General features: G+C 70.4%; 21 protein-coding genes and 1 pseudogene. 12 read left to right on the forward strand and 10 right to left on the reverse strand.

The genetic code is table 11. The features are described from left to right. The first annotated feature begins 188 nt into the window (after positions 1-188). Positions 189-1,226: a LacI family DNA-binding transcriptional regulator gene (locus ACWIGU_RS25880; protein WP_454404091.1), complete on the forward strand. Its 1,038-nt coding sequence runs from the start codon at positions 189-191 to the stop codon at positions 1,224-1,226. A gap of 93 nt (positions 1,227-1,319) precedes the next feature. Beyond that, positions 1,320-2,183 carry a phosphatase PAP2 family protein gene (locus ACWIGU_RS25885; protein WP_454404092.1) on the forward strand — a complete coding sequence of 288 codons (864 nt, stop codon included), beginning with the start codon at positions 1,320-1,322 and terminating at the stop codon, positions 2,181-2,183. On the opposite strand, the gene ACWIGU_RS25890 is transcribed toward ACWIGU_RS25885, so the two are convergent. Together ACWIGU_RS25890 and ACWIGU_RS25895 are read right to left on the reverse strand one after the other, a co-directional pair. Beyond that, a complete protein-coding gene (locus ACWIGU_RS25890) occupies positions 2,164-3,741 on the reverse strand; it encodes an amidohydrolase (RefSeq protein ID WP_454404093.1) in 1,578 nt (525 codons plus the stop codon). The genes ACWIGU_RS25885 and ACWIGU_RS25890 overlap by 20 nt on opposite strands. Positions 3,742-3,772: 31 nt before the next feature. After that, positions 3,773-5,245, reverse strand: a complete 1,473-nt coding sequence (locus tag ACWIGU_RS25895) for an APC family permease (protein ID WP_454404094.1) — start codon at positions 5,243-5,245, stop codon at positions 3,773-3,775. A 147-nt stretch (positions 5,246-5,392) separates the two neighbouring features. Between ACWIGU_RS25895 and ACWIGU_RS25900 the strand changes: the two genes are divergently transcribed. Beyond that, positions 5,393-6,001, forward strand: a complete 609-nt coding sequence (locus ACWIGU_RS25900) for a TetR/AcrR family transcriptional regulator (protein WP_454404095.1) — start codon at positions 5,393-5,395, stop codon at positions 5,999-6,001. A gap of 10 nt (positions 6,002-6,011) precedes the next feature. Here the strand turns inward: ACWIGU_RS25900 and ACWIGU_RS25905 are convergent, their stop codons facing one another. Then, a complete protein-coding gene (locus ACWIGU_RS25905; protein ID WP_454404096.1) occupies positions 6,012-9,005 on the reverse strand; it encodes a bifunctional [glutamine synthetase] adenylyltransferase/[glutamine synthetase]-adenylyl-L-tyrosine phosphorylase in 2,994 nt (997 codons plus the stop codon). 199 nt (positions 9,006-9,204) lie between these two features. Here ACWIGU_RS25905 and ACWIGU_RS25910 point away from each other — a divergent pair, with 199 nt between their 5' ends. From ACWIGU_RS25910 to ACWIGU_RS25930, 5 genes are all read left to right on the forward strand, one after another. Next, positions 9,205-9,636 carry a VOC family protein gene (locus tag ACWIGU_RS25910; protein ID WP_454404097.1) on the forward strand — a complete coding sequence of 144 codons (432 nt, stop codon included), beginning with the start codon at positions 9,205-9,207 and terminating at the stop codon, positions 9,634-9,636. 101 nt (positions 9,637-9,737) lie between these two features. Beyond that, a complete protein-coding gene (locus tag ACWIGU_RS25915; protein ID WP_356273034.1) occupies positions 9,738-10,625 on the forward strand; it encodes an alkaline phosphatase family protein in 888 nt (295 codons plus the stop codon). A gap of 1 nt (position 10,626) precedes the next feature. Next, positions 10,627-11,949 carry an MFS transporter gene (locus tag ACWIGU_RS25920; protein WP_454404098.1) on the forward strand — a complete coding sequence of 441 codons (1,323 nt, stop codon included), beginning with the start codon at positions 10,627-10,629 and terminating at the stop codon, positions 11,947-11,949. Continuing rightward, on the forward strand, positions 11,946-12,977 hold the full coding sequence (locus ACWIGU_RS25925) for a TolB family protein (protein WP_454404099.1): 1,032 nt from the start codon (positions 11,946-11,948) through the stop codon (positions 12,975-12,977). The genes ACWIGU_RS25920 and ACWIGU_RS25925 overlap by 4 nt, the downstream gene beginning before the upstream one ends. A 65-nt stretch (positions 12,978-13,042) precedes the next feature. Further along, positions 13,043-13,477: a VOC family protein gene (locus ACWIGU_RS25930; RefSeq protein WP_454404100.1), complete on the forward strand. Its 435-nt coding sequence runs from the start codon at positions 13,043-13,045 to the stop codon at positions 13,475-13,477. A gap of 6 nt (positions 13,478-13,483) precedes the next feature. Here ACWIGU_RS25930 and ACWIGU_RS25935 read toward each other — a convergent pair whose 3' ends face one another. The 4 genes from ACWIGU_RS25935 to ACWIGU_RS25950 form a co-directional block, all read right to left on the reverse strand. Then, positions 13,484-13,675 carry a hypothetical protein gene (locus ACWIGU_RS25935; protein ID WP_454404315.1) on the reverse strand — a complete coding sequence of 64 codons (192 nt, stop codon included), beginning with the start codon at positions 13,673-13,675 and terminating at the stop codon, positions 13,484-13,486. Between the two features lie 65 nt (positions 13,676-13,740). Beyond that, positions 13,741-13,989, reverse strand: a complete 249-nt coding sequence (locus ACWIGU_RS25940) for a hypothetical protein (RefSeq protein WP_356273028.1) — start codon at positions 13,987-13,989, stop codon at positions 13,741-13,743. A gap of 239 nt (positions 13,990-14,228) precedes the next feature. Then, entirely contained in the window at positions 14,229-14,735 is a 507-nt protein-coding gene (locus ACWIGU_RS25945; protein ID WP_454404101.1) for an NUDIX hydrolase, read from the reverse strand. A 59-nt stretch (positions 14,736-14,794) separates the two neighbouring features. After that, positions 14,795-16,405: a hypothetical protein gene (locus ACWIGU_RS25950; RefSeq protein WP_454404102.1), complete on the reverse strand. Its 1,611-nt coding sequence runs from the start codon at positions 16,403-16,405 to the stop codon at positions 14,795-14,797. Between the two features lie 106 nt (positions 16,406-16,511). Here ACWIGU_RS25950 and ACWIGU_RS25955 point away from each other — a divergent pair. Beyond that, positions 16,512-16,661 (forward strand): annotated as a pseudogene (locus ACWIGU_RS25955) (IS256 family transposase); the annotation flags it as partial. A gap of 233 nt (positions 16,662-16,894) precedes the next feature. Here the strand turns inward: ACWIGU_RS25955 and glnA are convergent. Continuing rightward, entirely contained in the window at positions 16,895-18,256 is a 1,362-nt protein-coding gene (gene glnA / locus ACWIGU_RS25960) for a type I glutamate--ammonia ligase (protein ID WP_100592577.1), read from the reverse strand. A gap of 320 nt (positions 18,257-18,576) precedes the next feature. Between glnA and ACWIGU_RS25965 the strand changes: the two genes are divergently transcribed. From ACWIGU_RS25965 to ACWIGU_RS25975, 3 genes are all read left to right on the forward strand, one after another. Further along, positions 18,577-19,242, forward strand: a complete 666-nt coding sequence (locus tag ACWIGU_RS25965) for a DUF3105 domain-containing protein (protein ID WP_454404103.1) — start codon at positions 18,577-18,579, stop codon at positions 19,240-19,242. Beyond that, a complete protein-coding gene (locus tag ACWIGU_RS25970) occupies positions 19,239-19,856 on the forward strand; it encodes a DUF305 domain-containing protein (RefSeq protein ID WP_454404104.1) in 618 nt (205 codons plus the stop codon). The genes ACWIGU_RS25965 and ACWIGU_RS25970 overlap by 4 nt, the downstream gene beginning before the upstream one ends. 213 nt (positions 19,857-20,069) lie before the next feature. Then, the gene (locus ACWIGU_RS25975) at positions 20,070-22,016 is read left to right on the forward strand and encodes a S53 family peptidase (RefSeq protein ID WP_454404105.1); all 1,947 of its coding nucleotides are present in this window, start codon (positions 20,070-20,072) and stop codon (positions 22,014-22,016) included. Positions 22,017-22,085: 69 nt separating this feature from the next. Here the strand turns inward: ACWIGU_RS25975 and ACWIGU_RS25980 are convergent, their stop codons facing one another. Both ACWIGU_RS25980 and ACWIGU_RS25985 read right to left on the reverse strand, forming a co-directional pair. Continuing rightward, positions 22,086-24,083 (reverse strand): carbohydrate binding domain-containing protein, encoded by a 1,998-nt coding sequence (locus ACWIGU_RS25980; protein ID WP_454404106.1) that lies wholly within the window; start codon positions 24,081-24,083, stop codon positions 22,086-22,088. Between the two features lie 197 nt (positions 24,084-24,280). After that, positions 24,281-25,255, reverse strand: a complete 975-nt coding sequence (locus tag ACWIGU_RS25985; protein ID WP_454404316.1) for a hydroxyacid dehydrogenase — start codon at positions 25,253-25,255, stop codon at positions 24,281-24,283. Positions 25,256-25,537 lie beyond the last annotated feature (282 nt).

Genomic DNA, 25,537 nt, shown 5'->3' on the forward strand with positions numbered 1-25,537 from the left:
TGCAAGCTCTTGCTACACCGGGCCCGCACGGGGATCATCGGAACCCCATGGGCCCCCACGCGAGCCACATGCCAGTCACACGAGGGAGCGCCATGACGCAGCAGTCCGCAGCGGGCCGTTCAACTGCCCGCACGCGGCGACCGGTTGACGGTGGGCAGTCCGGCACGCGACCGGTACAGTCCCATCCCGTGACCGCGCGACTGGCCGACATCGCAGCGCAGGCGGGGGTCAGCGAGGCGACGGTCAGCCGGGTGCTCAACGGCAAGCCGGGGGTGGCCGCGGCCACCCGCCAGTCCGTGCTCGCCGCGCTCGACGTCCTCGGCTACGAGCGGCCCGTGCGGCTGCGCCAGCGGTCCGCCGGACTGGTCGGCCTGATCACCCCGGAGCTGGAGAACCCCATATTCCCGGCGCTCGCCCAGGTCATCGGCCAGGCCCTGACCCGCCAGGGCTACACGCCGGTCCTCGCCACACAGACCCCCGGCGGCTCCACCGAGGACGAGCTCACGGAGATGCTCGTCGACCGGGGCGTCTCCGGCATCATCTTCGTCTCCGGGCTGCACGCCGACACCTCGGCGGACATGCAGCGCTACGAGCAACTGCGCGCGCAGGGCGTGCCGTTCGTGCTGGTGGACGGCTTCTCGCCACAAGTGCAGGCGCCTTTCATCTCCCCGGACGACCGGGCCGCGATGAAGCTCGCCGTCACCCACCTCGTCTCGCTGGGTCATACGCGGATCGGGCTCGCCCTGGGCCCGAAGCGGTTCGTGCCGGTCCAGCGGAAGATCGAGGGCTTCGTACGCACGATGCAGGACCTCCTGCCCCTGTCCCCCGAGGAGATCGAGCGGGATCTGGTGCAGCATTCGCTGTACACACTGGAGGGCGGGCAGGCGGCGGCCACGGCGCTCATCGACCGGGACTGCACGGCGGTCGTGTGCGCCAGCGACATGATGGCCCTGGGCGCCATAAGGGCGGCGCGGCAGCGAGGTCTCGACGTCCCGTCCGACGTCTCGGTGGTCGGCTTCGACGACTCCCCGCTGATCGCCTTCACGGACCCGCCCCTGACCACGGTGCGCAAGCCGGTCCCGGCGATGGGCCAGGCCGCGGTCCGCACGCTCCTGGAGGAGATCGGCGGTACGCCGGCGCCGCACAGCGAATTCGTCTTCATGCCCGAACTGGTGGTCCGCGGTTCAACCGCTTCGGCCCCAGGGGACCGTCTGCCGCGCCCCTAGGGAACCCGTCCTCCCGAGGGCGTAGAGCGTGCGCGGATGACCCACCCGGGGGATGATCGAGCGATGGGTCGTAATCTGGCAGACTCTGTCCCTATGGGTGAATCGACCGTGACGACACTGGAAGGCCGGCAGGGGCCCACCACATCACCCATGGCGGATGACCGCCGCGATGGGCGGGGACTCCACGGCCGTATACGCGCACCGCGTCGCCCCAGGCTCTGGTTCGAGATCCTGCTGATCGCGGTGAGCTACTGGACGTACTCCCTGATCCGCAACGCCGTTCCGGAGCAGCGTTCGCAGGCTCTGCGCAACGCCGACTGGATCTGGCGGATGGAGCACCACCTCTCCATCGCCGTCGAGGAGAGCGTCAACCACGCCGTGAATTCGGTGACATGGCTCATCGTCGGCATGAACTACTACTACGCGACACTGCACTTCATCGTCACGCTCGGTGTGCTCGTCTGGCTCTTCCGCTACCATCCCGGCCGCTACGCGGCGGCCCGGCTCGCGCTCTTCGCGACGACGGCGGTCGCCCTGGTCGGCTACTACCTGTACCCGCTCGCCCCGCCCCGCCTGATGAACGGCGGCCACTTCGTCGACACGGTCGCGGTCCACCACACCTGGGGCTCGATGGCGTCGGGCGACCTGAAACACATGTCGAACCAGTACGCGGCGATGCCGTCCATGCACATCGGCTGGTCCCTGTGGTGCGGCCTGACGATCTTCGCCCTGGCCTCGGCGCCGTGGGTGCGGATCCTCGGACTCCTGTACCCGGCACTGACCCTGGTCGTCATCGTCTCGACCGCGAACCACTTCTGGCTGGACGCGGTGGGCGGCATGGTGTGCCTCGCGTTCGGCTTCACGATGGCGCGGATCTGGTACGGGGCACTCCCCCACACCCTGCCGCGCCTCGTGCCGGTGCCCGCCGCGTCCGGGCTCACGCCCCCCGGTACGTGAGGTGACCGCCGACCGCCGTCAGGCGGACCGGCGCCTGCGCCACCTCGTCGGCCGGGGCCTCGACCGGGTCGAGGCCGAACGCCGTGAGGTCGGCCCGCAGACCGGGGGCGATACGCCCGGCGTCCTCACCGGCGGCGAGCGCCGCGTGTGACGTACAGCCCTCCAGCGCCATGAGCCCCGTCAGCCCCTGCGCCGGCCCGGCGGCGCCCTCGGGGACGCGGGCCATGGACAGGACCCGGCGCACGTCGTAGTGCGCGATCGGCCAGTCCGAGCCCAGTGCGAGAACCGCGCCCGCGTCCCGCAGGTCCCGGATGCGCCAGGCGCGCGAGGCCCGCTCCGTCCCGAGCCGCTTCGACCACTCGTCGCCGTGGTCGCCGCGGGTGTACGCGGTGTGCGGCGGCTGCATCGACGCGGCGACGCCGAGCGCGGCGAACCGCGGGATCGTGTCGTCGGGCACCGTCTCGATGTGCTCGATCCGGTGCACGCCCCGGCCGCTCCCGCCCAGGGACTCGACGGTGTCCAGGACGTGCCGCACGGCCGCGTCCCCGATCGCGTGGGTCGCCGTGCCGACTCCCGCCGCGTGCAGGTGGCGCACGGCGTCCGCGTACGCCTTCGGGTCCGGCCAGAACGCGTCGGTGCCCTGGCCGTGGCAGTCCGCGTGCTCCAGCCACGCGGTGCCGCCCTCGACGGTGCCGTCCATGAAGAACTTGACCCCGCCGACCCGCCAGTGCCGCCCGGCCTCGCGCTGGACGGCGATCAGCTCGTCCAGGCCGGCCTTGTCGACGCCCGGCATGCACCAGGGCGCGAGCCGCAGCCGCAGCGGCAGCACGGCCTCCTCCTCGACCGAGGCCAGCAGCCGCGGTACGTCGCCGTGGCCGAGGTCCATGACGTGGGCGCCGGTCAGGCCCGTGGCGGCCATCTCGGACAGCAGGGCGAGCAGCCCGGCGCGGCGCTCGGCGAACGAGGGCCTCGGCATGACGGCGAGCATCAGGTCCATCGCGGCGTGCTCGACGAGGTGCCCGGTCGGGCGGCCGTCCGCGTCGCAGACGATCTCCGCGCGCTGGACGAACTCGCGCGGCCCGGTGATCCCGGCCGCCGCGAGCGCGGCCCCGCTGGCCAGCGCGGAGTGCCCGTCGTAGAGGCGGACGAAGGCGGGCGCGCCGTCGAGTACGTCCTCGATCAGGGCGCGGTCGACGGGACGGCCGCCGAACGCGTTGTGGTCGAGCCCCCAGGCGACGACCCAGCCGTCGGCGCGGGGCGCCGAGCGCAGGGCCGCCCGCAGCTCGTCCGGGTTCCGTACGCCGGACAGGTCGGTTCCGGTCGCCATCTCCAGGCCCCACACCGGGTGGCTGTGCGCGTCGACCAGGCCGGGCACGAGGGTCGCGCCGGTGAGGTCGACGCGTTCCGTGCCCGGTCCGCTCCAGTCGCGCACGACGTCCTCGGTGGCGCCGACGGCGGCGATCAGACCGTCGCGGACGGCAACGGCACTCGCCTCGGGGTGCGCGGGGTCGAGGGTGCGGACGCGGGCGCCGGTGAGGAGGAGGTCGGCTGCGGGCATGGGGAACTCCGTTCGGGGTGGGGCTGTGTTCCTAGGCGTCGTCGGCGGACGGTTCCGCCGCGAAGCGCTCGTACACGTCGGGCTTGGTGCGGCGCAGGCGGCGGGCGAGGGCGAGGCCGAGGACGAAGACGGCGGGGGCCACGGCCATGAGGACCATGTTGACCAGGGAGGACGCGCCCGTGAACAGGTCGAGGTGGGTGCAGACCAGCACGATCGCGATGCTGAGGAGCACCGTCGCCGCGATCGGCGCGACGACCGTGCGCAGCACGCCCTCCTCGTGGGTGATGCGGCGGAAGTAGAACGGCACGGCGATCGCGGCGAGCAGCTGGAGCGCCATCAGGCCGATCATGCCGGGGGTGTTCACCCACAGGAGCAGCTGCGCGTACGGGTCGGCGCCCGCGGCCCAGAAGGCGAGGACGACGGCCGCGCCGAGCACGGTCTGCGCGACGCCCGCGAGGTACGGGGAGCGGTGCTTGGCGTGGACCGTGCCGAAGGCCTTCGGCAGGACGCCCTCCTCGGCGAGCGCGAGCCCGTAGCGGTTGATCGCGTTGTGGAAGGCGAGGAGCGAGGCGAGGACGCTGGTGACGATGAGGATGTGCATCAGGTCGGCCGCCCAGCCGCCCACGAAGGTGGTGATGGCGGAGAAGAACAGGCCGGCCGGGTCGCTGCCGGCCGCCTGGACGACGTGGGCGTCACCGAAGGCCTGGATGACGGTCCAGACGATGAAGGCGTAGAACAGGCCGAGGAAGGCGACCGCGATGTAGGTGGCGCGGCGCACCGTGCGGCCGGGGTCGCGGGCCTCGCGGCGGTAGATGACGGTCGACTCGAAGCCGGTGAACGCGGCGAAGGCGAAGGCCAGTACGGCGGCGGTGCCGGGCACGAGCACGTTGCCCGGCGCGAAGGACCCGGCGGACAGGCCGTGCGCGCCGCCCTCGAGGAGCACGCCGCCCGCGAGCAGGACGAGGATGCCGGTCTCGGCGCAGAGCAGGACGCCGAGGAGTTTGGCCCCGAAGTCGATGGACCGGAAGCCGCCGTACCAGATGAGCACGAGCCCCGCGAGGGACACGGGCAGCCAGGGGATGTCGATGCCGAAGAGGGCGTGCAGGGTGTCCTGCGTGGCGGTGCCCAGCAGGCCGTAGACGCCGATCTCCATGCCGTTGTAGCCGACCATGGCCAGCAGGGCGGCGCCGATGCCGACGGAGCGGCCGAGGCCGCGCGTGATGTACGCGTAGAAGGCGCCCGCGCTGCGGACGTGGCGGCTCATCGTGGTGAAGCCGACGGCGAAGACGGCGAGCGTCAGGCCGGCGAGGAGGTAGCCGACGGGGGCGCCGATGCCGCCGAGCGCGATGGCGAACGGGGCGACGCCCGCCATGACGGTGAGCGGGGCGGCGGCGGAGACGACGAAGAAGGCGATGTCGGCGGTGCCGAGGGTGCCGGCGCGCAGGGTGGGTTCCGCGGCGGCGGCGGTCGCGCTGTCCTGCGTCTGCGGTGAGGTTACGGGCATGGGGAAGGAAGCCCTTCTGGCGGCGGGGGACGGGGGTCCCGGAGGCGTCGTCCCGGTGACCGGGAAGCGAAACCTAAAGGCTTTCGGTTTCGGCAATGTAGCCTCCCTTTGGGCATTCGGGAAGACCTCAGATTCGGAGCGCGCACGATGGGACGGCCGAGCAAGCCACTGCTGGACAGGGAGCGGATCACCACGACCGCACTCGAACTCGTCGATGAGAAAGGCGACTTCAGCGTTCCGCGGATCGCGAAACGGCTCGGGGTCCAGACGGGATCCGTGTATCACCATGTGGACGGCCGGGACGGGATCGTGGAGCTGCTGCGCGAGCGGGTCGCCGCCGCGATCGACCCCGCGACGCTCACCCGCGACGGGCGGCCGTGGGCCGAGGCCCTCGCGGACTGGGCCCGCTCCTACCGGGCCGCCTTCGCCGCCCACCCCAAGGCGATCCCGCTGCTCACCACGTCACCCGTGCGGGCCCAGCGGGTCCTCGACCAGTACGAGCTCGCGGCCGGGCTCCTGCTCGACGCCGGGTTCGCCCTGCCGGACGTGATGCCGGTGATCATCGGCCTGGAGAACGTCGTCCTGGGCTCCGCCCTGGACATGGCGGCGCCGGAGACGATGTGGGAACTGGCCGACGAGACGGCGACGCCGCGCCTGGCGGCGGCCCTGGCCGCGATGGGCGCGGGCCGCGCCGACGCGGCGTTCGAACTGGCCCTGACCGGGTTCCTCGCCCATGTGTCCGCGATGGCCGGGTGACGCTGCGGGCCTACGCCCCGTAGAAGCGCTCCTCCATCACCGCGCGCGCCCGGCGCGTCATGCGGCGGTAGTCCTCCAGCATGTCGCCGACGTGGCCGGGGTCGTAGCCCAAGTACCGTCCCACCGCCGCGAGCTCACGCCCGTCGGACGGGAACGTGTCGCCCGGACGGCCGCGCACCAGCATGACCGCCCCGCGCACGCGGGACGCGAGGACCCACGCCTCGTCGAGGATCGCCGCCTCCTCGCCCGGGATCAGCTCCGCCGCGCACGCCGCGGCGAGCGCCTCCCGCGTACGGGACGTGCGCAGCCCCGGCTCCGCCCACCCGTACTGGAGCTGGAGGAGCTGGACCGTCCACTCGACGTCGGAGAGCCCGCCGCGGCCCAGCTTCGTGTGCAGCGTCGGATCGGCGCCGCGCGGCAGCCGCTCCGACTCCATGCGCGCCTTGAGCCGCCGGATCTCGCGCACGGCGTCCTCTCCGAGGCCCTCCGCGGGGAACCTCAGCGGGTCGATGAGATCGATGAAGCGCCGCCCCAGGTCCAGGTCGCCCGCGACCGGTTCGGCCCGCAGGAGTGCCTGCGACTCCCACACCAGGGACCACCGCCGGTAGTACGCCTCATAGGACTTGAGGGTGCGCACGAGCGGCCCCGACTTGCCCTCGGGCCGCAGGTCCGCGTCGATGAGGAGCGGCGGATCCGCGCTCGGCAGGGCGAGCAGCCGCCGCATCTCGGACACGACGCGGTTCGCGGCCTTCGCCGCCTCCTGGTCGCCGACGCCCTCGCGCGGCTCGTGCACGAACAGCACGTCGGCGTCCGACCCGTAGCCGAGCTCGTGCCCGCCGAACCGCCCCATGGCGATGACGGCGAACCGGGTGGGCAGCTCGTCGCCCCACCCCTCGCGCACGACGGCCCGCAGCGTCCCGGCGAGGGTCGCGGCCGTGATGTCGGAGACCGCCCCGCCGACGCGGTCCACGAGCGCGCCCTGGTCGGCCTCGGCGGGCGTGTCCTCGGTGCCGTACGAGGCGATGATGTCGGCGGCCGACGTACGGAACAGCTCGCGCCGCCGTACGCCACGGGCCGCGGCGACGGCCTGTTCGGCGCCGCCCGCGCGGCCGACCGCGGCGAGCACCTCCTGCTCCAGCTGGGCGTGCCCGCGCGGTTCGAGGCCCCGCTGGTCGCCGAGCAGGGCGACGGCCTCCGGTGCGCGCATCAGCAGATCGGGGGCGAGCCGGCCGGCCGAGAGCACCCGGGCGAGGTTCTCCGCCGCCGCGCCCTCGTCCCGCAGCAGCCGCAGATACCAGGGCGTCTTGCCGAGCGCGTCGGACACCTTGCGGAAGTTGAGCAGTCCGGCGTCCGGGTCGGCGGAGTCGGCGAACCAGCCGAGGAGCACCGGGAGCAGCGTCCGCTGGATCGCCGCCTTGCGGGTCACGCCGGAGGCCAGCGCCTCCAGATGGCGCAGCGCGGCGGTCGGGTCGTGGTAGCCGAGGGCGACGAGCCGTTCGCGCGCGGCCTCGGTGCTCAGCCTGGTCTCGCCGGAGGCGAGTTGGGCCACGGCGTCGAGCAGCGGCCGGTAGAAGAGCTTCTCGTGCAGGCGGCGCACAACCGAGGTGTGGCGGCGCCAGGCGCGGTGGAGTTCGGTGATCGGCTCGGTCCGCATGCCCATGGAGCGCCCCGTGCGCCGCAGGTCCGGGTCACCCTCGGGGACGAGGTGCGTACGCCTCAGCCTGTAGAGCTGGATGCGGTGTTCGAGGGTGCGCAGGAAGCGGTAGGCGTCGTCGAGCTGGACGGCGTCGACCCGCCCCACGTAGCCGCCGTCGGCGAGTGCCGCCAGCGCGTCCAGGGTGGTGCCGCTGCGCAGCGAGAGGTCTGCCCTGCCGTGCACCAACTGCAGGAGCTGTACGGCGAATTCGACGTCCCTGAGCCCGCCGGGCCCCAGCTTCAGCTCCCGGTCGACCTCGCCGGCGGGGATGTTCTCGACGACGCGCTTGCGCATCTTCTGCACGTCGGGCACGAAGTTCTCGCGCTCGGCGGCCTGCCAGACGAGGGGCGAGAGCGTCCTGACGTACGCGTCGCCGAGTTCGAGGTCACCGGCGACGGGCCGCGCCTTGAGCAGCGCCTGGAACTCCCAGGTCTTGGCCCACCGCTGGTAGTAGGCGAGATGCGAGGAGAGGGTCCGCACCAGGGGGCCGTTGCGTCCCTCGGGGCGCAGGTTGGCGTCGACGGGCCAGATCGTGCCCTCGACGGTCGTGTCGGAGCAGATCCGCATCATGTGCGAGGCGAGCCGGGTGGCGGCCTGGATCGCCTTGCCCTCGTCGGCGCCCTCGACGGCCTCGCCGACGAAGATGACGTCCACGTCGGACACGTAGTTGAGTTCGTGTCCGCCGCACTTGCCCATCGCGATGACGGCGAGCCGGCACAGCGCGGCGTCCCCGGGCGCGTCCGCCTGGGCCATCGCGAGGGCCGCGCGCAGGGTGGCCGTCGCCAGGTCGGCGAGTTCGGCGGCGGTCTGCGCGATGTCGGTCGTCCCGCACACGTCACGGGCGGCGATCGACAGGAGGCAGCGCCGGTAGCCGACCCGCAGGGCGTTCGGGTCGACAGCGTCCGCGAGGCCCCGCTGGAACTCCTCCACACCGGGGTGCAGGTCGGACGGCTCGTAGGTGACGAGGGCCTGCCAGTCCAGCGGATGCCGGGCCAGATGGTCGGCGAGTGCCTCGGACGCGCCGAGGACACCGAGGAGCCGGTCGCGCAGCGGCTTGGCCGTGATGAGCGTGTCGAGGAGCTCCCGGCGCTCGGGGTCACCGGCCTGCGCCTCGACGAGCCGGACCAGACCGAGGAGGGCCAGATCGGGGTCGGCGGTGGCGCCGAGGGCGTCGAGAAGCATCGGGTCGGAGCGCACGGCGGACAGGCCCGGCACGTCCAGGAGCCGCTCGGCGGCGGAGGGATCCGTGAAACCGTGCCGCAGCAGCCGCGTGAACGTACTGCTCCTGCGCCCTTGCGGCACCGACATCGCACGGCCTCCTGTTCGATCACCCACTGGTCCAGAGCCTAAGGCTTCGCCGGTGAGTTCCGCCCGCGTGCGGGGTCTGCCCTTTGACGGGAGCATCGGGAGACACGGTACGGCCGGACGGGAGCCGGCGCTTCGCGCGGCCGGCGCCCGCTCACGTCTGAGAACGCAGTCGAAAACCGCAGCCGGAAAGGGAGCACCCATGGACTGGACCCTCGAAGTGATCGTCGTGCCCGTCGCGGACGTCGACCGGGCGAAGGACTTCTACGAGAACCGGGTCGGCTTCAAGGTCGACGTCGACCAGGTCGTCACGGCGGGCGTCCGCATCGTCCAGCTGACGCCGCCCGGGTCACGCTGTTCGATCGCCCTGGAGCAGGGCCTGCCGGGCGCGCCGGGGCAGCGGGCGATGCAGCCGGGGTCGCTGACCGGTATCCAGATGTGCGTGACGGACATCTACGCGGCGCGGGTCGAGCTGCTCGAGCGGGGCGTGGACGTGAGCCCGGTGCAGCACGTGGGGGCCGAGGGCTGGGAGGACGGGCCCGGCGACGTCTGGAACTCGTTCATGTTCTTCGCCGACCCGGACGGCAACGGCTGGACGGTGCAGCAGGCGCCGGCCCCGCTGTCGGAGCGCTGAGGGTTCACCGCCCCTTCACATGTGCGTGGGACGGAGGCATCTTGGCGTGTGCATGCTCTAGCCGCACCGCCGCCGTCTCTCCCCCCCACCGGAGGTCTCACGTGCTTGGCAGATCATTGTTCCGACGCGGCCGCACCGCGGCGCTCGCGTCGGCCTTCGCCCTGACCGCCACCGCGGTCGCGCTCTGGTCCGGCGTGGGCGGCTCGTCCGCGCAGGCCGCGGCGGGCGTCCCCACCCCGGACCACACCGTGGTCGTGGTCTTCGAGAACCACGCCTACAACCAGGTGATCGGCTCCTCCAGCGCCCCGTACATCAACAGCCTGAAGACGAACGGCGCGAGCCTCTCGGCGTCGTACGCGCTGACGCACCCGAGCCAGCCGAACTACTTCGCGCTGTTCTCGGGCGCCACGCAGGGCATCACGGACGACAGCTGCTACACGCCGGGCTTCTCCTCGCAGCCCAACCTGGCCTCCGAGCTGATCGCCGCCGGCAAGACCTGGGGCAGCTACAACGAGGGCCTGCCGAGCCAGGGTTCGACCACCTGCTCGTCCGGCGACTACGCCCGCAAGCACAACCCGTGGTTCGGGTTCAGCAACGTCCCCACCTCCACGGCGAAGACGTTCGCGCAGTTCCCCTCGGACTACTCGACGCTCCCCCAGGTCTCCTTCGTGGTCCCCGACCTGTGCAGCGACATGCACGACTGCTCGGTGTCGACCGGTGACACCTGGCTGAAGAACAACCTGTCCGCCTACGCGACCTGGGCGAAGGCGCACAACAGCCTCCTCGTCGTCACCTTCGACGAGGACAACCGCCTGGCCGGCAACAAGATCCCGACGGTCCTCTACGGCCAGCAGGTCACCCCGGGTGCCACCTCGGCGACCACCTACAACCACTACGACGTCCTGCGCACCATCGAGGACATGCACGGCCTCCCGCACGCGGGCAACGCGGCGTCCGGCAAGGACATCACGGGCATCTGGACGTCCTGACATGTACGTAGCGGACAGCCGGGCGACGGCATCGGCGTCCGCGGAACCCGCCGCCCGGCCACCGGCCGGGCGGCGCGGTACCGCGATCGCCCCCACGGTCCTGGCCCTCGGCTCGGTCAGCCTCATCACCGACGTCTCGTCCGAGATGGTCACGGCGGTCCTGCCGCTCTACCTCGTCGCGGGACTCGGCCTCTCACCCCTCGGCTTCGGCCTCCTGGACGGCGTCTACAACGGCTTCTCGGCGCTGGTCCGTCTCGTCGGCGGCCACTTCGCGGACCGGGGAGGCGGCCGCCACAAGACGGTCGCCCTGTTCGGCTACGGGCTCTCGGCGCTCTGCAAACCCCTGCTCCTGCTGGCCGCCACCCTCCCCACGATCGGCATGGTCCTGGCGGCCGACCGCACGGGCAAGGGCCTGCGCACGGCGCCGCGGGACGCCCTGATCTCCCTGAGCAGCACCCCGGCCACCCGCGGCAGAGCCTTCGGCGTGCACCGGGCGATGGACACGACGGGCGCCCTTCTCGGCCCCCTCGCGGCCTTCCTGATCCTGCGCGCGACGACGGACGGCTACGACGCGGTCTTCACCGTCAGCTTCTGCGTCGCGGCACTGGGCGTACTGGTCCTGCTCCTGTTCGTCCCCCGCCGGCACGAAGCCGCACAGGAGACCCCACAGGACACCGCGCAGGACACCGCCAGGGCCGGCCATCGGGCACCCCCGCGCCCCACCTTCCGGTCCGCGCTCGCGCTCCTGCGCCGCCGCGAGGTCCGCCGCACCACGGTCTGCGCCCTGCTCCTCGGCCTGGCCACGGTCAGCGACTCCTTCATCTATCTGCTCCTCCAGCGCCGCCTGGGCGTCCCCGACCAGTGGTTCGCGCTGCTCCCCCTGGGCACGGCGGCCGCTTTCCTGCTCCTGGCCGCGCCCCTGGGCCGGCTCGCGGACCGCGCCGGCAGCTGGCGCGTGTTCCTCGCCGGCCACGCCGCGCTCCTCGCCGCGTACGGCCTGCTGCTCTCGCCGTGGCACGGCTCCGCCCTGCCGTACGCGGTCCTGGCGCTGCACGGCTGCTTCTACGCGGCGACGGACGGCGTCCTGATGGCCGCTGCCTCCACCGCCATCCCCCAGGAGCTCCGCTCGTCGGGGCTCGCCGTCGTCCAGACGGGCCAGGCGCTGGCGCGCTTCGTCTGCTCGATCGGCTTCGGCGCCGCGTGGACGGCGTGGGGCGACCGCACGGCTCTGGGCGCGGCCACGGCGGCGCTGGCGGCGGGCGCGGCGGTGGCGTATGCCTTCCGTCCCCAAGCCCCCACCCCCGCGGAGGTAGTACCCGCATGACGACACGTAACAGGCTGCTCGTCCTCGTCGCCGCGGTCGTCGCTCTCGCGGCCGTCGCGACGGCCTCGGTCCTGCACGCGGCGGCGCGCGCCGACCGCAGGAACGAGACGCACGCGGGCGGCCCGAAGGTCACCGCGGGCCGGGTGACCCTGCCGGCCGAGGCCACCGAGGCTCCCCGCCGCCTCGTCTTCCGCAACATGGCGTGGGGCCCCCACCGCGACGAGCTCACCACGGTCCCGGCGGGCCGCCCGGACGCGCCCCGCACCGCGTCGGGCGTCAGGTGCCTGCGCTTCTACGCCTCTTCGGGCACGGCCGTCTGCCTCGCCGCCAACCGGGGCGCGATGCAGGACACGTACACGGCCCGCGTCCTGGACTCCCGTCTCAAGGAGAAGGCCCACTACGCGCTGCCGGGCATCCCGTCCCGCGCCCGCGTCTCGCCGAGCGGGCGGTACGCGGCGTGGACGGTGTTCGTGGGCGGCGACAGCTACGCGGGCACGAACTTCTCGACGCGGGCGGCGATCGTGGACACCCGCACGGGTCACCTCACGCCGACGCTCGAGGACTTCCGGGTCGTCAAGGACGGCCGGACCTACCGCGCGGCGGACATCAACTTCTGGGGCATCACGTTCGCGGCGGACGACCGCCACTTCTACGCGACGCTCGCCACGCACGGGAAGACCTACCTCGTACGGGGCGATCTGCGCACCCGCACGCTGACCACCGTCCACCAGAACGTCGAGTGCCCGTCCCTCTCCCCCGACGGCACCCGCGTCGCGTACAAGAAGCGCGTGAAGGGCCTTCCGGCGGACGCCCCTTGGCGGCTGTACGTACTCGACCTGCGCACGCTCCACGAGACGCCCCTGGCGGAGACCCGCAGCGTGGACGACCAGGCGGTCTGGAGCGACGCGCACACCCTGACGTACGCGCTGCCGGGCGACTACGGCGCGGACCTCTACACGGTCCCGGCGGACGGCACAGGCGCCCCGCACCGCCTCACCAAGGCGGCGGTGTCTCCGGCGTACCTGTGACGGCCCCCGATCCGGAGTCACCCATACAGGTGGCAGACGGGCCCGCCACCCACGAGGCTGGGGCGATGGACATGACCCTGGAAGTGATTCAGCTGCCCGTCTCGGACCTGGACCGGGCGAAGGACTTCTATACGAACAAGGTCGGTTTCAGCGTGGACGTGGACCGCGAGGTGATGCCCGGCGTCCGGATCGTCCAGCTCACCCCGCCCGGTTCCGGCTGTTCGGTGACGCTCGCCGAGGGCGTCCCGAACCCCACGGGCACCCCGCAGCCGGGCACGTACCACGGCCTGCAGCTCGTGGTCGCGGACATCAAGGCGGCCCACGCGGAGCTGACGGCGCGCGGGCTCGACGTCTCGGAGCCTCAGCAGTACGCCCCGGACGACGGCGGCACGTTCATGTACTTCACCGATCCTGATGGCAACGGCTGGGCGATCCAGGAGTACCGCAAGCGCGCCACGCAGCCGCTGCACGAGCTGCTGCGCGAACAGCACCAGGGCTGACCCGGCTCACGGCTCCGGGATCAGCCGCACCACCGTCACGACCAGGATCGACCCGGAGACGTAGTACCGGACGATGACGCCGCGCACGGTCGCCTCCCTGCGGTCCGCCCACCGGCCGATGGGGAGGGACCCGTGCCCGTACGGGTCGACGCCGAGGGTGCGTTCCAGTTCGGCCCTGAACGGCACGGATTCCGCCATCTTCGCGAGGGTGTCGTCGGCGGGCGGCGCGTACGAGATGCGGTGGCGGCGGCGATGACGGTGGCTCACGCGGCTCCGGCCCTCTCCGCTTCCTCGCGGGCGAGCCGGTCCATGATGGCGTCGGCGGCCGGGTCGGGCACGGCCTCCAGCATCCAGTGCCGCATCACGGCGTGGATCTCGTGCACCCCCGCCGCATTGATCTCCCGGTCGAACTCCTCGCGCCGGTGCTCCGGCAGGGCGTCGCGGATGGCGGGGATGCTGTTGGGCACCTCGACCTCGACCCCGTCGACGAGGGTCTTGAGCGGCTCGGCCATGATGCGCTCCCTTCTCGCTCACCGACCACGGTAGCGACCAGGAAGGACACAGGGGGCGGTACGGCAGAGGGGGCGGTACGCATCACGCGCCCCCGCCCCCTCCCCTGACCTCAGCCCAAGAACAGCCCTCTCAAGTCCCTTACAGCACCGGCAGATTCCTGCGCAACCTGGGCTGTTGCCAACCGGGCCGTTCAAGCCTGAGGTAAATCATCCTCGGCACGTGGACTCGCTTGCATGCCTCAAGGGCTGGGCAGGCGATCAAGTGCATGGGCAAGAGTCACCGCAGCCAGAGACATTCCGTCCTCGATGCGCCCCTGAGCTACCCAATGCCATAGCTCTCGGATGTGGAGCCAGCGCACGGCAGCAACTTCTTGCACATCAACTGCTTGCTCTGTGGGATCGTTGACTCGTGCGAGGACTACAGCGACCCGGGTCGCCAACATTCCTGACTCTGGTGTCATGGCGCCCAAGAGTTCGAATTCGGCGTCTTTCGCGCCAATCTCTTCATAGAGTTCCATTCGGGCAGTGACGAGAGGATCGCGATCGTGGGAGAAGCCGCGAGGCAGACCCCACTGCCATGCTCCCACCGGGTAGCGGTACGTCTGGACGAGCCCGACGTTCATTCCATGGATGGGCAAGATCACGACACCTGGACCTTCACCGCGATTTGCGATTCTCAGGTACCGGCCAGGGGTGCCGTCTGGAAACTCCACCTCGTCATCGAAGACCTCGACGAATTGATTCACATAGGCCAGGACCTCGCGCTTTCGGCGGATGACCTCGGGGCGTCCCGGGTTTCTCAAGGCTAACGTCCCCTCACGTCGACGACTCTTCCGAGTGCATGCGCCCGGCGCCGTGCACCCTGCCAGCGGCGGACGGATTCAACTCCTTTTTGGGCGACGGCAGGGGCAACTGCCCCGAGGGCTATTGCAGGGAATTCGACGGCGCCCGGAAATTGCCAGAGTGCGGCCGCAATTGCAGGTCCGGCGGCACCGCTACCGGTAAGGAGAACCTGAACTCCAAAATTTCCTACCATGCCAGCATCACCCCGACCGCCGAGAACAGAGGCGACGCAGGCAAGATGAGCATCAAGCGCCCTGCGGGCTGCCGGAGCGTCCTCTGCCGCAGCGAACTTGTCCAGCCCTTTCCAGAAGGGTGACCGGGCTCGGCCTGAACCTCCCCGCTGCGCCCGAGCATCAAGGAGAGCGGCGATGGCGTCTATCACGTTGTTCCGCAGATTCGAGAACTCGTCACGAGTCTGATTCTCCATGACGGCGGGTTGTGAATTAATCCGCACTTCGAACAACGGGTGTTCCTCTGGTTCGCCTATCGATACGTCCTGGCGTGGCAACCAAGTTGCTCGGTGCACTCCGGAACGATATTGCTCGAGCGCAAACTCTTGTGCGATCGCGCGTGAGATGAGGACTCGGTCCCCGACGGCTACATCGGTACTGAAGGTCGCGGGCGCAATTCCGATAGAATCCGCCACGATCGCATTGTACAAGGTGTCGACGAACTCGATTACCAGATCGAGAGTGCTTTTACTTCCGACGATTTCCTCTGGTGTCCGGCGATCCGGATCGTTGGGCCACGGGTCTCGGATACGGAGTCGACTGCGTTCGTTAAACGCTTGTGAACGCGTAGGATCAAGACGGCGAATCGCGTTCACGAGCTCTGCATGCACCTCGCGGAAAGATTCGGGAAGAGATTGTGCCGCTCGGCCCATCGGGGATGTTTCTTCAAGGATGGAGGCGAGCAGCCCTCCCAGCCCCAATGGGGACGCTGGGGGTTTCGCCCTGACTCGGGGAAGAGCTCGGAATTCTGCACGAATATCGTCTAGTGCCTGTGCCCGGTTGACGCCTATCCAGTCACTATTGAGTAGGCGATCCAGACTCTCGGACTGCCAGCGAACGTCACTGGGATCAAGGCCGTATTGTTCCGGTCTGTGCAGTTCCGGTAGTAAAAAGCTGAAAAATGGGCGGTTTTCGTCGAAGGCGCGGTTGAGCATGTTTGCTATGGCGTCTTCGAAGGAATCCGCTCCGAAGAGATGAATCCTAAAAGGGTGCTCGTCGACGGCTACCCTATTGCGGGCCTGGAGTACTGTGCGTGCGACACTGAGAAATCCAGTGGAATCGAATGCATAGGACTGAGGAACGACGACTTCGCGCCCAAGTGCAAGCGTCATGAGCACTTCGACAAAGATCTGAAGCTCGTGGTCATCTCGTCGCTGCCGCTCGGAGTCTGAGATTCCGGTCGGGCCCGGCCAGGGCATCCGAACTGAGTCGAGTGATTCCAGGTACTGGAGATCTTGACCGCCTGAGAAAGTCATACTCTCTCCCGAGATGCCAAAGGAGTGCAACCACTGCTTAACGCTACCGCCAGCTGTGGAGTGTGCACATGAAGGAGCAATGCTCATGACTTGTGGATCGGCCTCGAGTTGGAGGCGAAGGTACCTTCCCGAGTGATCGACTTCTGATCATCGAGCAGGCCGGCGTTGCACAGTCGGCCGGGAAGACACGCCCGTGCTGAGCGTAGTGAATGCCGATGGATCGACCGAGACCGGCTCCCTGCTCCACGACATCGTCCGTGAGGGTGCACGACGGATGCCGGCTGCGGCCCTGGAGGCTGAAGTCAGCGCCCACATAGCCGAGTTGGCCGAACGGCATGACGAGAAAACTGGGGCGAGGCGCACCTCCAGCCCGACCGCTCTTTCACGTGGCCGCAGAGCGAACAGCTTCCGGTTACACCTGTGCCGCTTGTGTGACGGTGAGTTCCGGTCCGGAGGACCGATCCGGCACCCCACGGCCCACAGACGGCCCAGCCCCCATCCCGCGCGACGGGGCCGCCGGTCATAGACCGACGGCCCCAGAAGCTCGACGCGGCGCGAAACCGCTCTGACCTGCCCTTACAGCACCGGCAGGTTCTTCCGCAGCTCGAACGCGGTGACCTCGGAGCGGTACTCCTCCCACTCCTGCTTCTTGTTGCGCAGGAAGAAGTCGTACACGTGCTCGCCCAGTGTCTCGGCGACGAGTTCGCTGCGTTCCATGAGGGCGATCGCCTCGCCGAGGTTCTGCGGGAGCGGCTCGATGCCCATGGCGCGGCGCTCGGCGTCGGACAGGGCCCACACGTCGTCGTCGGCGCCCGGCGGGAGCTCGTAGCCCTCCTCGATGCCCTTGAGTCCGGCGGCGAGCAGCACGGCGTACGTCAGGTACGGGTTCGCGCCCGAGTCGATCGAGCGGACCTCGACGCGCGCGGAGCCGGTCTTGCCGGGCTTGTACATCGGGACGCGGATCAGGGCCGAGCGGTTGTTGTGGCCCCAGCAGATGTACGAGGGCGCCTCGCCGCCGGCGCCGGCGGTGCGGCCGCCGCCGCCCCAGATGCGCTTGTAGGAGTTGACCCACTGGTTGGTGACGGCGGAGATCTCGGCGGCGTGCTTGAGCAGGCCCGCGATGAAGGAGCGGCCGACCTTGGACAGCTGGTACTCGGAGCCGGACTCGTAGAACGCGTTGCGGTCGCCCTCGAAGAGGGACAGGTGCGTGTGCATGCCGGAGCCGGGGTGGTCGGAGAACGGCTTCGGCATGAACGTCGCCTGCACGCCCTGCTCCAGCGCCACCTGCTTCATGACGAGGCGGAACGTCATGATGTTGTCGGCCGTGGACAGCGCGTCGGCGTACCGCAGGTCGATCTCCTGCTGGCCGGGGGCGCCCTCGTGGTGGCTGAACTCGACCGAGATGCCCATGGATTCGAGCATGGTGATCGCCTGGCGGCGGAAGTCCATGCCGACGTTCTGCGGGGTGTGGTCGAAGTAGCCGGAGTTGTCGGCCGGGGTGGGGCGGGACCCGTCGAGCGGCTTGTTCTTGAGGAGGAAGAACTCGATCTCGGGGTGCGTGTAGAAGGTGAAGCCCAGGTCGGAGGTCTTGGCCAGGGCCCGCTTCAGCACGTAGCGCGGGTCGGCGAACGACGGGGAGCCGTCGGGCATCAGGATGTCGCAGAACATCCGCGCGGTGCCGGGCGCCTCGGCGCGCCAGGGCAGCACCTGGAAGGTCGACGGGTCGGGCTTGGCGATCATGTCGGACTCGTACACGCGGGCGAAGCCCTCGATCGCGGAGCCGTCGAAGCCGATGCCCTCGTCGAAGGCCTGCTCCAGTTCCGCCGGGGCCACGGCCACCGACTTCAGGAAGCCGAGGACATCCGTGAACCACAGGCGGACGAACCGGATATCCCGCTCCTCGAGCGTCCGGAGCACGAATTCCTGCTGCTTGTCCATCTTCCGCTTCCACCCATCCTTGCTGGTCAGGCCGCCTGCGTCCGCGCCCTGCGGGACACCGTCGGCAGGCTCCTGAGCATCCCACCACATCACCGTTTCATGCGCGTTGCCGACCTTGATCGACTGGTCGACCCGGGCCCGAACATCGTGCGAACGGCAGATGTATACGACTTCGTGCCCATAGTGCCTGCTGGGGGCCCTGGTCCCATAGTCCCTGCCGTCCGCAGCACCGGCTACACGGCATGGCAACGGCCCCCCGCTCCCCACTACGATCAGCGGACCCGTTCAGCCGTCCCGTCCCTTTCCCAGAAGGACTCACCATGGGTTCCGCCAAGAACACCGGCACCGCGACGCGCAAGGCCCGAATAGAGGAGATGCGCCGCGCCGAGCGCTCCCGCGAGCGCCGCGGCCGTGTCCTCACCATCGCGCTGAGCGGCGTCGTCGTCCTCGCTCTCGCCGGCGTCGGGGCGTGGGCCGTCACGAAGGGGGACGACTCGCCGAAGGACGGCGCGGACGCGAAGTCGTCGGCCGGTTCGTTCAGGACCGGCTCGGACGGCGTGAGGACCTGGACCGGGAAGCTGGACCGCAACCACGTCGCGAAGAAGGTGACGTACCCGATGACGCCGCCGGTGGGCGGGGACCACAACCAGGTCTGGATGAACTGCAACGGCGACGTCTACAAGAAGGCGATCCCGAACGAGAACGCGGTGCACGCCCTGGAGCACGGCGCGGTCTGGGTGACGTACACGGACAAGGCCGACCCGGGTGACGTGCAGAAGCTCGCGGCGAAGGTCCGCCAGACGCCGTACTCGCTGATGAGCCCGGACCAGGACCAGAAGGACCCGATCATGCTGAGCGCCTGGGGCCACCAGCGGACCGTGAAGAGCGCCACCGACCCGGACGTCGCCTCGTTCTTCTCGACGTTCGTCCAGGGCAAGCAGACCCCTGAGCCGGGTGCGGCCTGCACCAACGGTCTGTCCCAGTGAGGCGCGCGGCCTGGATCGCGCCGGCCGTGGCGGCGGTGCTCGTCGCGGGCGGGGCGGTCACGTACGCGGTCGCCGACGGGGACGGCGGCGGTTCGTCGGCCGTTCGGGTGCCGGGCGCCGAGTCCGCCGACGCCGGGTTCGCGCGGGACATGGCGGTCCACCATCAGCAGGCCGTCGAGATGTCGTACATCGTGCGCGACCGCACGGATGACGAGGAGGTGCGCCGCCTCGCCTACGACATCGCGCAGACGCAGGCCAACCAGCGGGGCATGCTGCTCGGCTGGCTCGATCTGTGGGGGCTGCCGAAGGTGTCCGCGAAGCCGCCGATGTCCTGGATGGGCATGGGAGACATGCCGCCGGGGCAGGACGGCGCGCTGATGCCGGGCATGGCCACGAACACACAGCTCGACGAGCTCCGCACGGCGAACGGCAAGCGGGCCGAGGTGCTCTACCTCCAGCTGATGACCGCGCACCACAAGGGCGGCGTCCACATGGCCGAGGGGTGCGTCGAGCGCTGCGGCGTCGGGGTGGAGAAGCGGCTCGCGGCGGGCATGGTCGCCTCGCAGAAGTCGGAACTCGACCTGATGGCCGGGATGTTGAAGGACAGGTCGTAGGAGGGGAAACCGCAGGCACACCTGAGGGATCCCCCGCCCCGATCACGTACCGCCCCAAAACGCCCTCGGATGGCGTTCCTTGGGCTCTTCTTGGCGCTTCCATTCCCCTTGCATGAACGGTTCGGCGCAACAGTGATCAGTTGCGTGCGCAGCTCGACCGGCGCACGCGCATCACCGTCGCCACACGCGACGAACCACATCGCAGGGGGTTGTATGAGATCCACCCGTGCCGCGGCCCGCGCCGGGCTCAGCCTGGCAGCGACACTGCCACTGCTCGCCGGCGCGCTCGCCATCGCAGCACCCGTCGCCCAGGCCGACCCGAACCCGGGTGCCCGCGACGCACTGACCGGCACCAAGCCGCTGTGGGCCACGGCGAAGGCCGATCAGGGTGCCGCGTCGAACAGCTCCACCGTGCACGCCCGCGTCTACCTCGCGGGACGCGACGCGGCGGGCCTCGCGGCGTACGCGAAGGCCGTGTCCGACCCGCAGTCGGCGTCGTACGGCAAGTACCTCAGCGCCAAGCAGGCGCAGGCCCGCTTCGGCGCGACCAAGGCCCAGATAGCCGAGGTCACGAAGTGGCTCGAGTCCTCGGGCCTCACCGTGACCGACGTCAGCAAGCACTACATCTCCGTAACGGGCGAAGTCGCCGCCGCCGAGAAGGCGTTCGGCGCCCAGCTGCACAACTACGCCAAGGGCAAGCACACCTACCGCGCGCCCACGGCCGCCGCGACGGTGCCCGCGTCCCTGAACGGCGCGGTCCTCACCGTGACCGGCCTGGACAGCGCGCCGCACAAGGCGAACCACGACGAGACGCTGCCGCCGCCGGACGCCGTGTTCCACAACGCCGGCCCCTTCTCGTCGTACTACGGCTCGAAGACGGCGAGCACCCTGCCGTCCGCGTACGGCCAGAAGGCCCCGTACGCCGTGAAGGGCTACACCGGCAAGCAGCTGCGTGCCGCCTACGGCGCCGCCAAGCAGACCGGCAAGGGGGTCCGCGTCGCCATCACCGACGCGTACGCCTCGCCGACCATCGCGAAGGACGCGGCCACCTACGCCCAGCGCAACGGTGACGCGGCCTACCGCAGCGGCCAGCTGAAGCAGGTCCTGCCCGCGGACTACACGAAGACCGAGGAGTGCGGGGCGTCCGGCTGGTACGGCGAGGAGACCCTCGACGTCGAGGCCGTGCACGCCGTGGCTCCCGCGGCCGACATCACCTACGTCGGCGCCGCCTCCTGCTACGACGACGCGCTGCTCGACTCGCTCGGCAAGATCGTCGACGGCCACCTCGCCGACATCGTGTCGAACTCGTGGGGCGACATCGAGGCCAACCAGACCCCCGACCTCGCCGCCGCGTACGACCAGATCTTCCAGTACGGCGCGATCGAGGGCATCGGCTTCTACTTCTCGTCCGGCGACAACGGCGACGAGGTGGCGCACACCGGCACGAAGCAGGTCGACGTGCCCGCCAACTCGGCGTGGGTGACGTCCGTCGGCGGTACGTCGCTGGCGGTCGGCAAGGACGACAAGTACCAGTTCGAGACCGGCTGGGGCACGCTCAAGGCCAGCCTGTCGGCCGACGGCAAGAGCTGGGCCGCCTTCCCCGGGGCGTACACCTCGGGTGCGGGCGGCGGCACCAGCAAGACGGTGAAGCAGCCGTTCTACCAGCGTGGTGTCGTCCCGAACTCGCTGGCGCGGGCCAACGGCGGCTCGAAGAAGATGCGTACCGTGCCGGACATCTCCGCGGTGGCCGACCCGAACACCGGCTTCCTCGTCGGCCAGTCGCAGACGTTCCCCGACGGCTCGCTCAAGTACGACGAGTACCGCATCGGCGGCACGTCGCTGGCGGCGCCCGTCATCGCGGGTGTGCAGGCGCTGGTCCAGGAGGCCCGCGGCGGGCACGCGCTCGGCTTCGCCAACCCGGCGATCTACGACCGCTCCGGCTCGACGATCTACCACGACGTGACGGACAAGCCGACCGGCCGTGACCTCGCGGTGGTCCGCGTCGACTACGCGAACGGGTTCGACGCGGCCGACGGCCTGCTGACCTCCGTGCGCAGCCTCGGCAAGGACAGCTCGCTCAAGGCGGTCCGCGGCTACGACGACGTGACGGGTGTCGGCTCGCCGGCGCCGGGCTATGTGACGTCCTTCGGCCGTCGCTGACCCACGAAAGAGCGGCGCCCGCCCCGGACATCCCCGGGACGGGCGCCGCCCTCGATTCCCTCACGTTCCCTACTGCTTGACGACCCTCAGGTCGTCGCACCAGCCGCTGCCCTTACCGGTGCGGGTGTAGCAGTAGAGGGTCGCCGAGGTATTGGTGGCGCCCGTGGTGAAAGTGATGCTGCCGGTACGCCATCCGAACGCGCTGAAGGCGGGGATCCGGGTCTCGGACCCGCCGAAGTTCTTGACTCCCACGGCGAGTTGGGTGTCGTACGCGTCGACGCGCCCCCAGCCGGAGAGCGTGTACGTGGTGTTCGGCGCGACGGCGATCTTCTGCTCGGCCGTGCTCGGGGTCCCCGAGACGCGCAGACTGGAGCCGCCCCCGTGCGGATTCACGGTGTCGGCCGCGACGGTCCCCGAGGGCGCCCAGGGCGAGACGCCCGTCTCGAAGCCGGGGTTGACGACCAGGTTGGTCCCGCCCGAACAGGCGGCGTCGTCGAACGCGGAGGCCTGGTGGGCGCCGATGTCGGGGCGACAGGCGACGGGCGCGGGAGAGCCGAAGTAGTCCTTGCCGCCGGAGCCGGTGGTGACCTGCCCGGCGCCGCGCGCCGGGGATCCGGCCTTCAGCTTGTACCCCGCGGGATCGGCGGAGCCCGGGTCGGCGAGGAGCGGGTCGGCGGTCACCTTGCCGGGGTCGGCGGGCTCGGACGCCGGGTGGTTGCCGTACATGACGTTGTTGCGCCAGGTGTGCTCGGCGGGCTTGCCGCCGTAACCGCCGGTGCCGAGGTTGTAGAAGATGTTGTTGCTCCACAGCGTGGTGGACGCGCCACCGCTGCTCTCCACGACCGACGTGGTGGAGCCGGCGCCCATGTAGAAGGTGTTGTTCAGGATCTGGGCGGCCGCGTCGCCGACGGCGTACAGGATGCGCGAGCCGTCGTTGACGGAGAGGTTGTAACGCGCGACCGTACCGGCCGTGTCGGCGCCGCTGCCGCAGGCCCCGCACAGCAGCAGGAAGCCGCCCTCGTTGTCGTGGCTGTAGTTGTACTGGAAGAGGGCGCCGCGCGTGCCGAAGTCGGCGTCGAAGGCCATGCCGTCGTTCATGCCCGCCTTGCGGCGCACATGGTGGACCTCGTTGTACTGGAAGACGGTCCCGTCACTGTTGATCGTCCACAGGCCCGCGTTGTTGCCGGCCGAGCGCATCCAGATGTCGTACGCCTCGTTGTGCTCGGCCAGCGCGTCCCGGGTCACGCGGACGACCATGCCGTCGCCGCCGATGTCGTGGATCTTGTTGCCGCGGAACACGACACGCGTGCTCGCCGTCCACGCGGGACCACCGGTGCAGCCGTAGACGGCTCGGCAGGCCCAGCTGGACTGGGTGGTCAGGCCCTCCCGGTCGACCTTGTAGATCTCGCTGTTCTGGACGAGTACGTCGTCGAAGCGGGTCGGCGTCACGGTGCCGGAGACGCGGAACTGGATGCCGTTGCTGCTCTTGGTGTCGCCGCCGTTGACGTCGTGGACGTAGACGTCGTCGAGGATGTAGTGGGTGCCGGTGCCGTGGTCGGCGAGCTCGACGAGGATGCCGTTGCGCTCGGCGTCCGTGGCGCCCTTGTTGGTGACCTCCAGACCATGGATCTCCCACTGCTCGACGTTGAGCAGATGGACGGCGGCGTAGACCGTGCCACCGCCCTCGATCACGGGCCGGCCGCCGCCGGAGCCGTAGGGGGCGACCTGGACGGGGGCGGCCGCGGAGCCCGATCCGGCGGGCTTGAGCTGACCGCGGCAGGTGGCGCCGCGCTTGAAGTAGAGCCGGTCGCCGGGGCCGTAGGTGACGGCGTTGGCCGCGGCGAGGCTGTTGTAGGGCGCTGCGAGGCTGCCGTCGCCGTTCGCGGCGGCCGAACAGTCCACGTAGGAGGGGGTGCTCGCGGACTGCGAGGGGTGGAGCGGATGGCCGGGGTGCGCGGACCCGGCGGCCTGGGCGCCAGGCGGGGAGACGAGGGCGGAGGCGGCGAGCGCGAGACCGGCCGCGAGCGTGATGCAGGCTCTTCGGAGCCCGGATGTAACCGGTGCCATTTTTGCTCCTGGGGATAGGAGAGGAATTCGGCAAGTACCTTGCTCAGCAAGGCGGTTGAGGTCAATGGCCGGACGGGAAACGGTTACATTCACGGCCACCACACCCCAGGACACCCCCACCCCACTCCCGGCGCCTCACCCCACTCCCGGCCCCCCCAGCCGCCGCCCCTCAGGCGCCGCCCCTCAGGCGCCGCCCCTCAGGCGAGCCGCGAAAGATCCCCCCGCGAAAGCCGCCCGAGCAGCTCCTCACCGCGCGCGAACCGCTCGGCCTCCTCCACCGCGTACAACCCAAGGCGGCGCACCTCGCTGCCCTGCGCGCCCGCCATGTGCGGGGTGACCAGGACGTTGGGAAGGGTGAGCAACGGGTGTCCGGCGGGCAGTGGTTCGGGGTCGGTGACATCGAGAAATGCGTCGAGCCGGCCCGAGGCGCACTCACGAGCGAGCGCCTCGGTGTCGACGAGCGACCCCCGAGCGGTGTTCACCACGACACCGCCATCAGCCACGAGCTTCAGCATCTCCTCCCCCAACAACCCACGCGTCTCGGGGAGTTGAGGCGCGTGCACGCTCACGATGGAGCTGCGCCGGCAGAGCTCGGACAGCTCGACGAGCTCCACGCCGAGCGCGGCGGCATCGCCTTCACCGACGTACGGATCGGTGAGCAGGATCCGGTACCCCGCATCCGAGGCGCGCAGCCCGGCGATCACGCGCCGGCCGATGCGGGAGGCGCCGATGATCCCGACGACGCGACCGTCGGCGCCCTCGCGCGCGGTGAAGCCGGGCCAGCCGCCGGAGTAGCGGGCGGCGACGGGCAGCGCCTTCTTCGCGGCGAAGGTGATCGCGGCGAGCGTGAAGGCGACGACGGGGCCCGCGTTGGCGTCGGCGGCGGAGGACACGGTGATGCCGGGCCGCTCCCACAGGGCGTCCGAGACGACGGGTCTGACCGATCCGGCGGCGTGCACGACGGCGCGAAGCCGGGGCGCGTGCGCCAGAACGTCCGAGGTGAGCTGCGGGCAGCCCCAGCCGGTGATCAGCACCTCGACTCCGGAGAGGACCGCGCGGGCCTCGGGGGTGCCGAGCGGCCCGGTCAGCGCAACGGGCGCGAGGTCGGCGCACTGCCCGAGCCGTTGCCGCAGGTCCGACGGGATGACCCGGTCGAGCACCTCGGCGTCCATGGCCAGTGCCGCGATCGGTCGGTGTGCTGCCACGCGCTACCACCCTCCAGCTGCAGATCTCCAGTAACCGGTTACCTCAAGATGTCAGGAGGTTAGGCCCAACTCTGAAGATTGGTCAATAGATCGCCGACACAAGGGGGTTGACCCGGCGTAGTAACCGTTTTAGATTCCCGCTCACCTTGTTCCAACGACGGAGGGGTTTTCGTGCCCACGGTGGCGAAGGACAGGCCCGAGACCGAGGCGGTGAAGCCCCCCGGCACCCCGGGCAGCGGGTCAAAAACG

It is taken from the genome of Streptomyces sp. NPDC055400 (genome assembly GCF_053644375.1).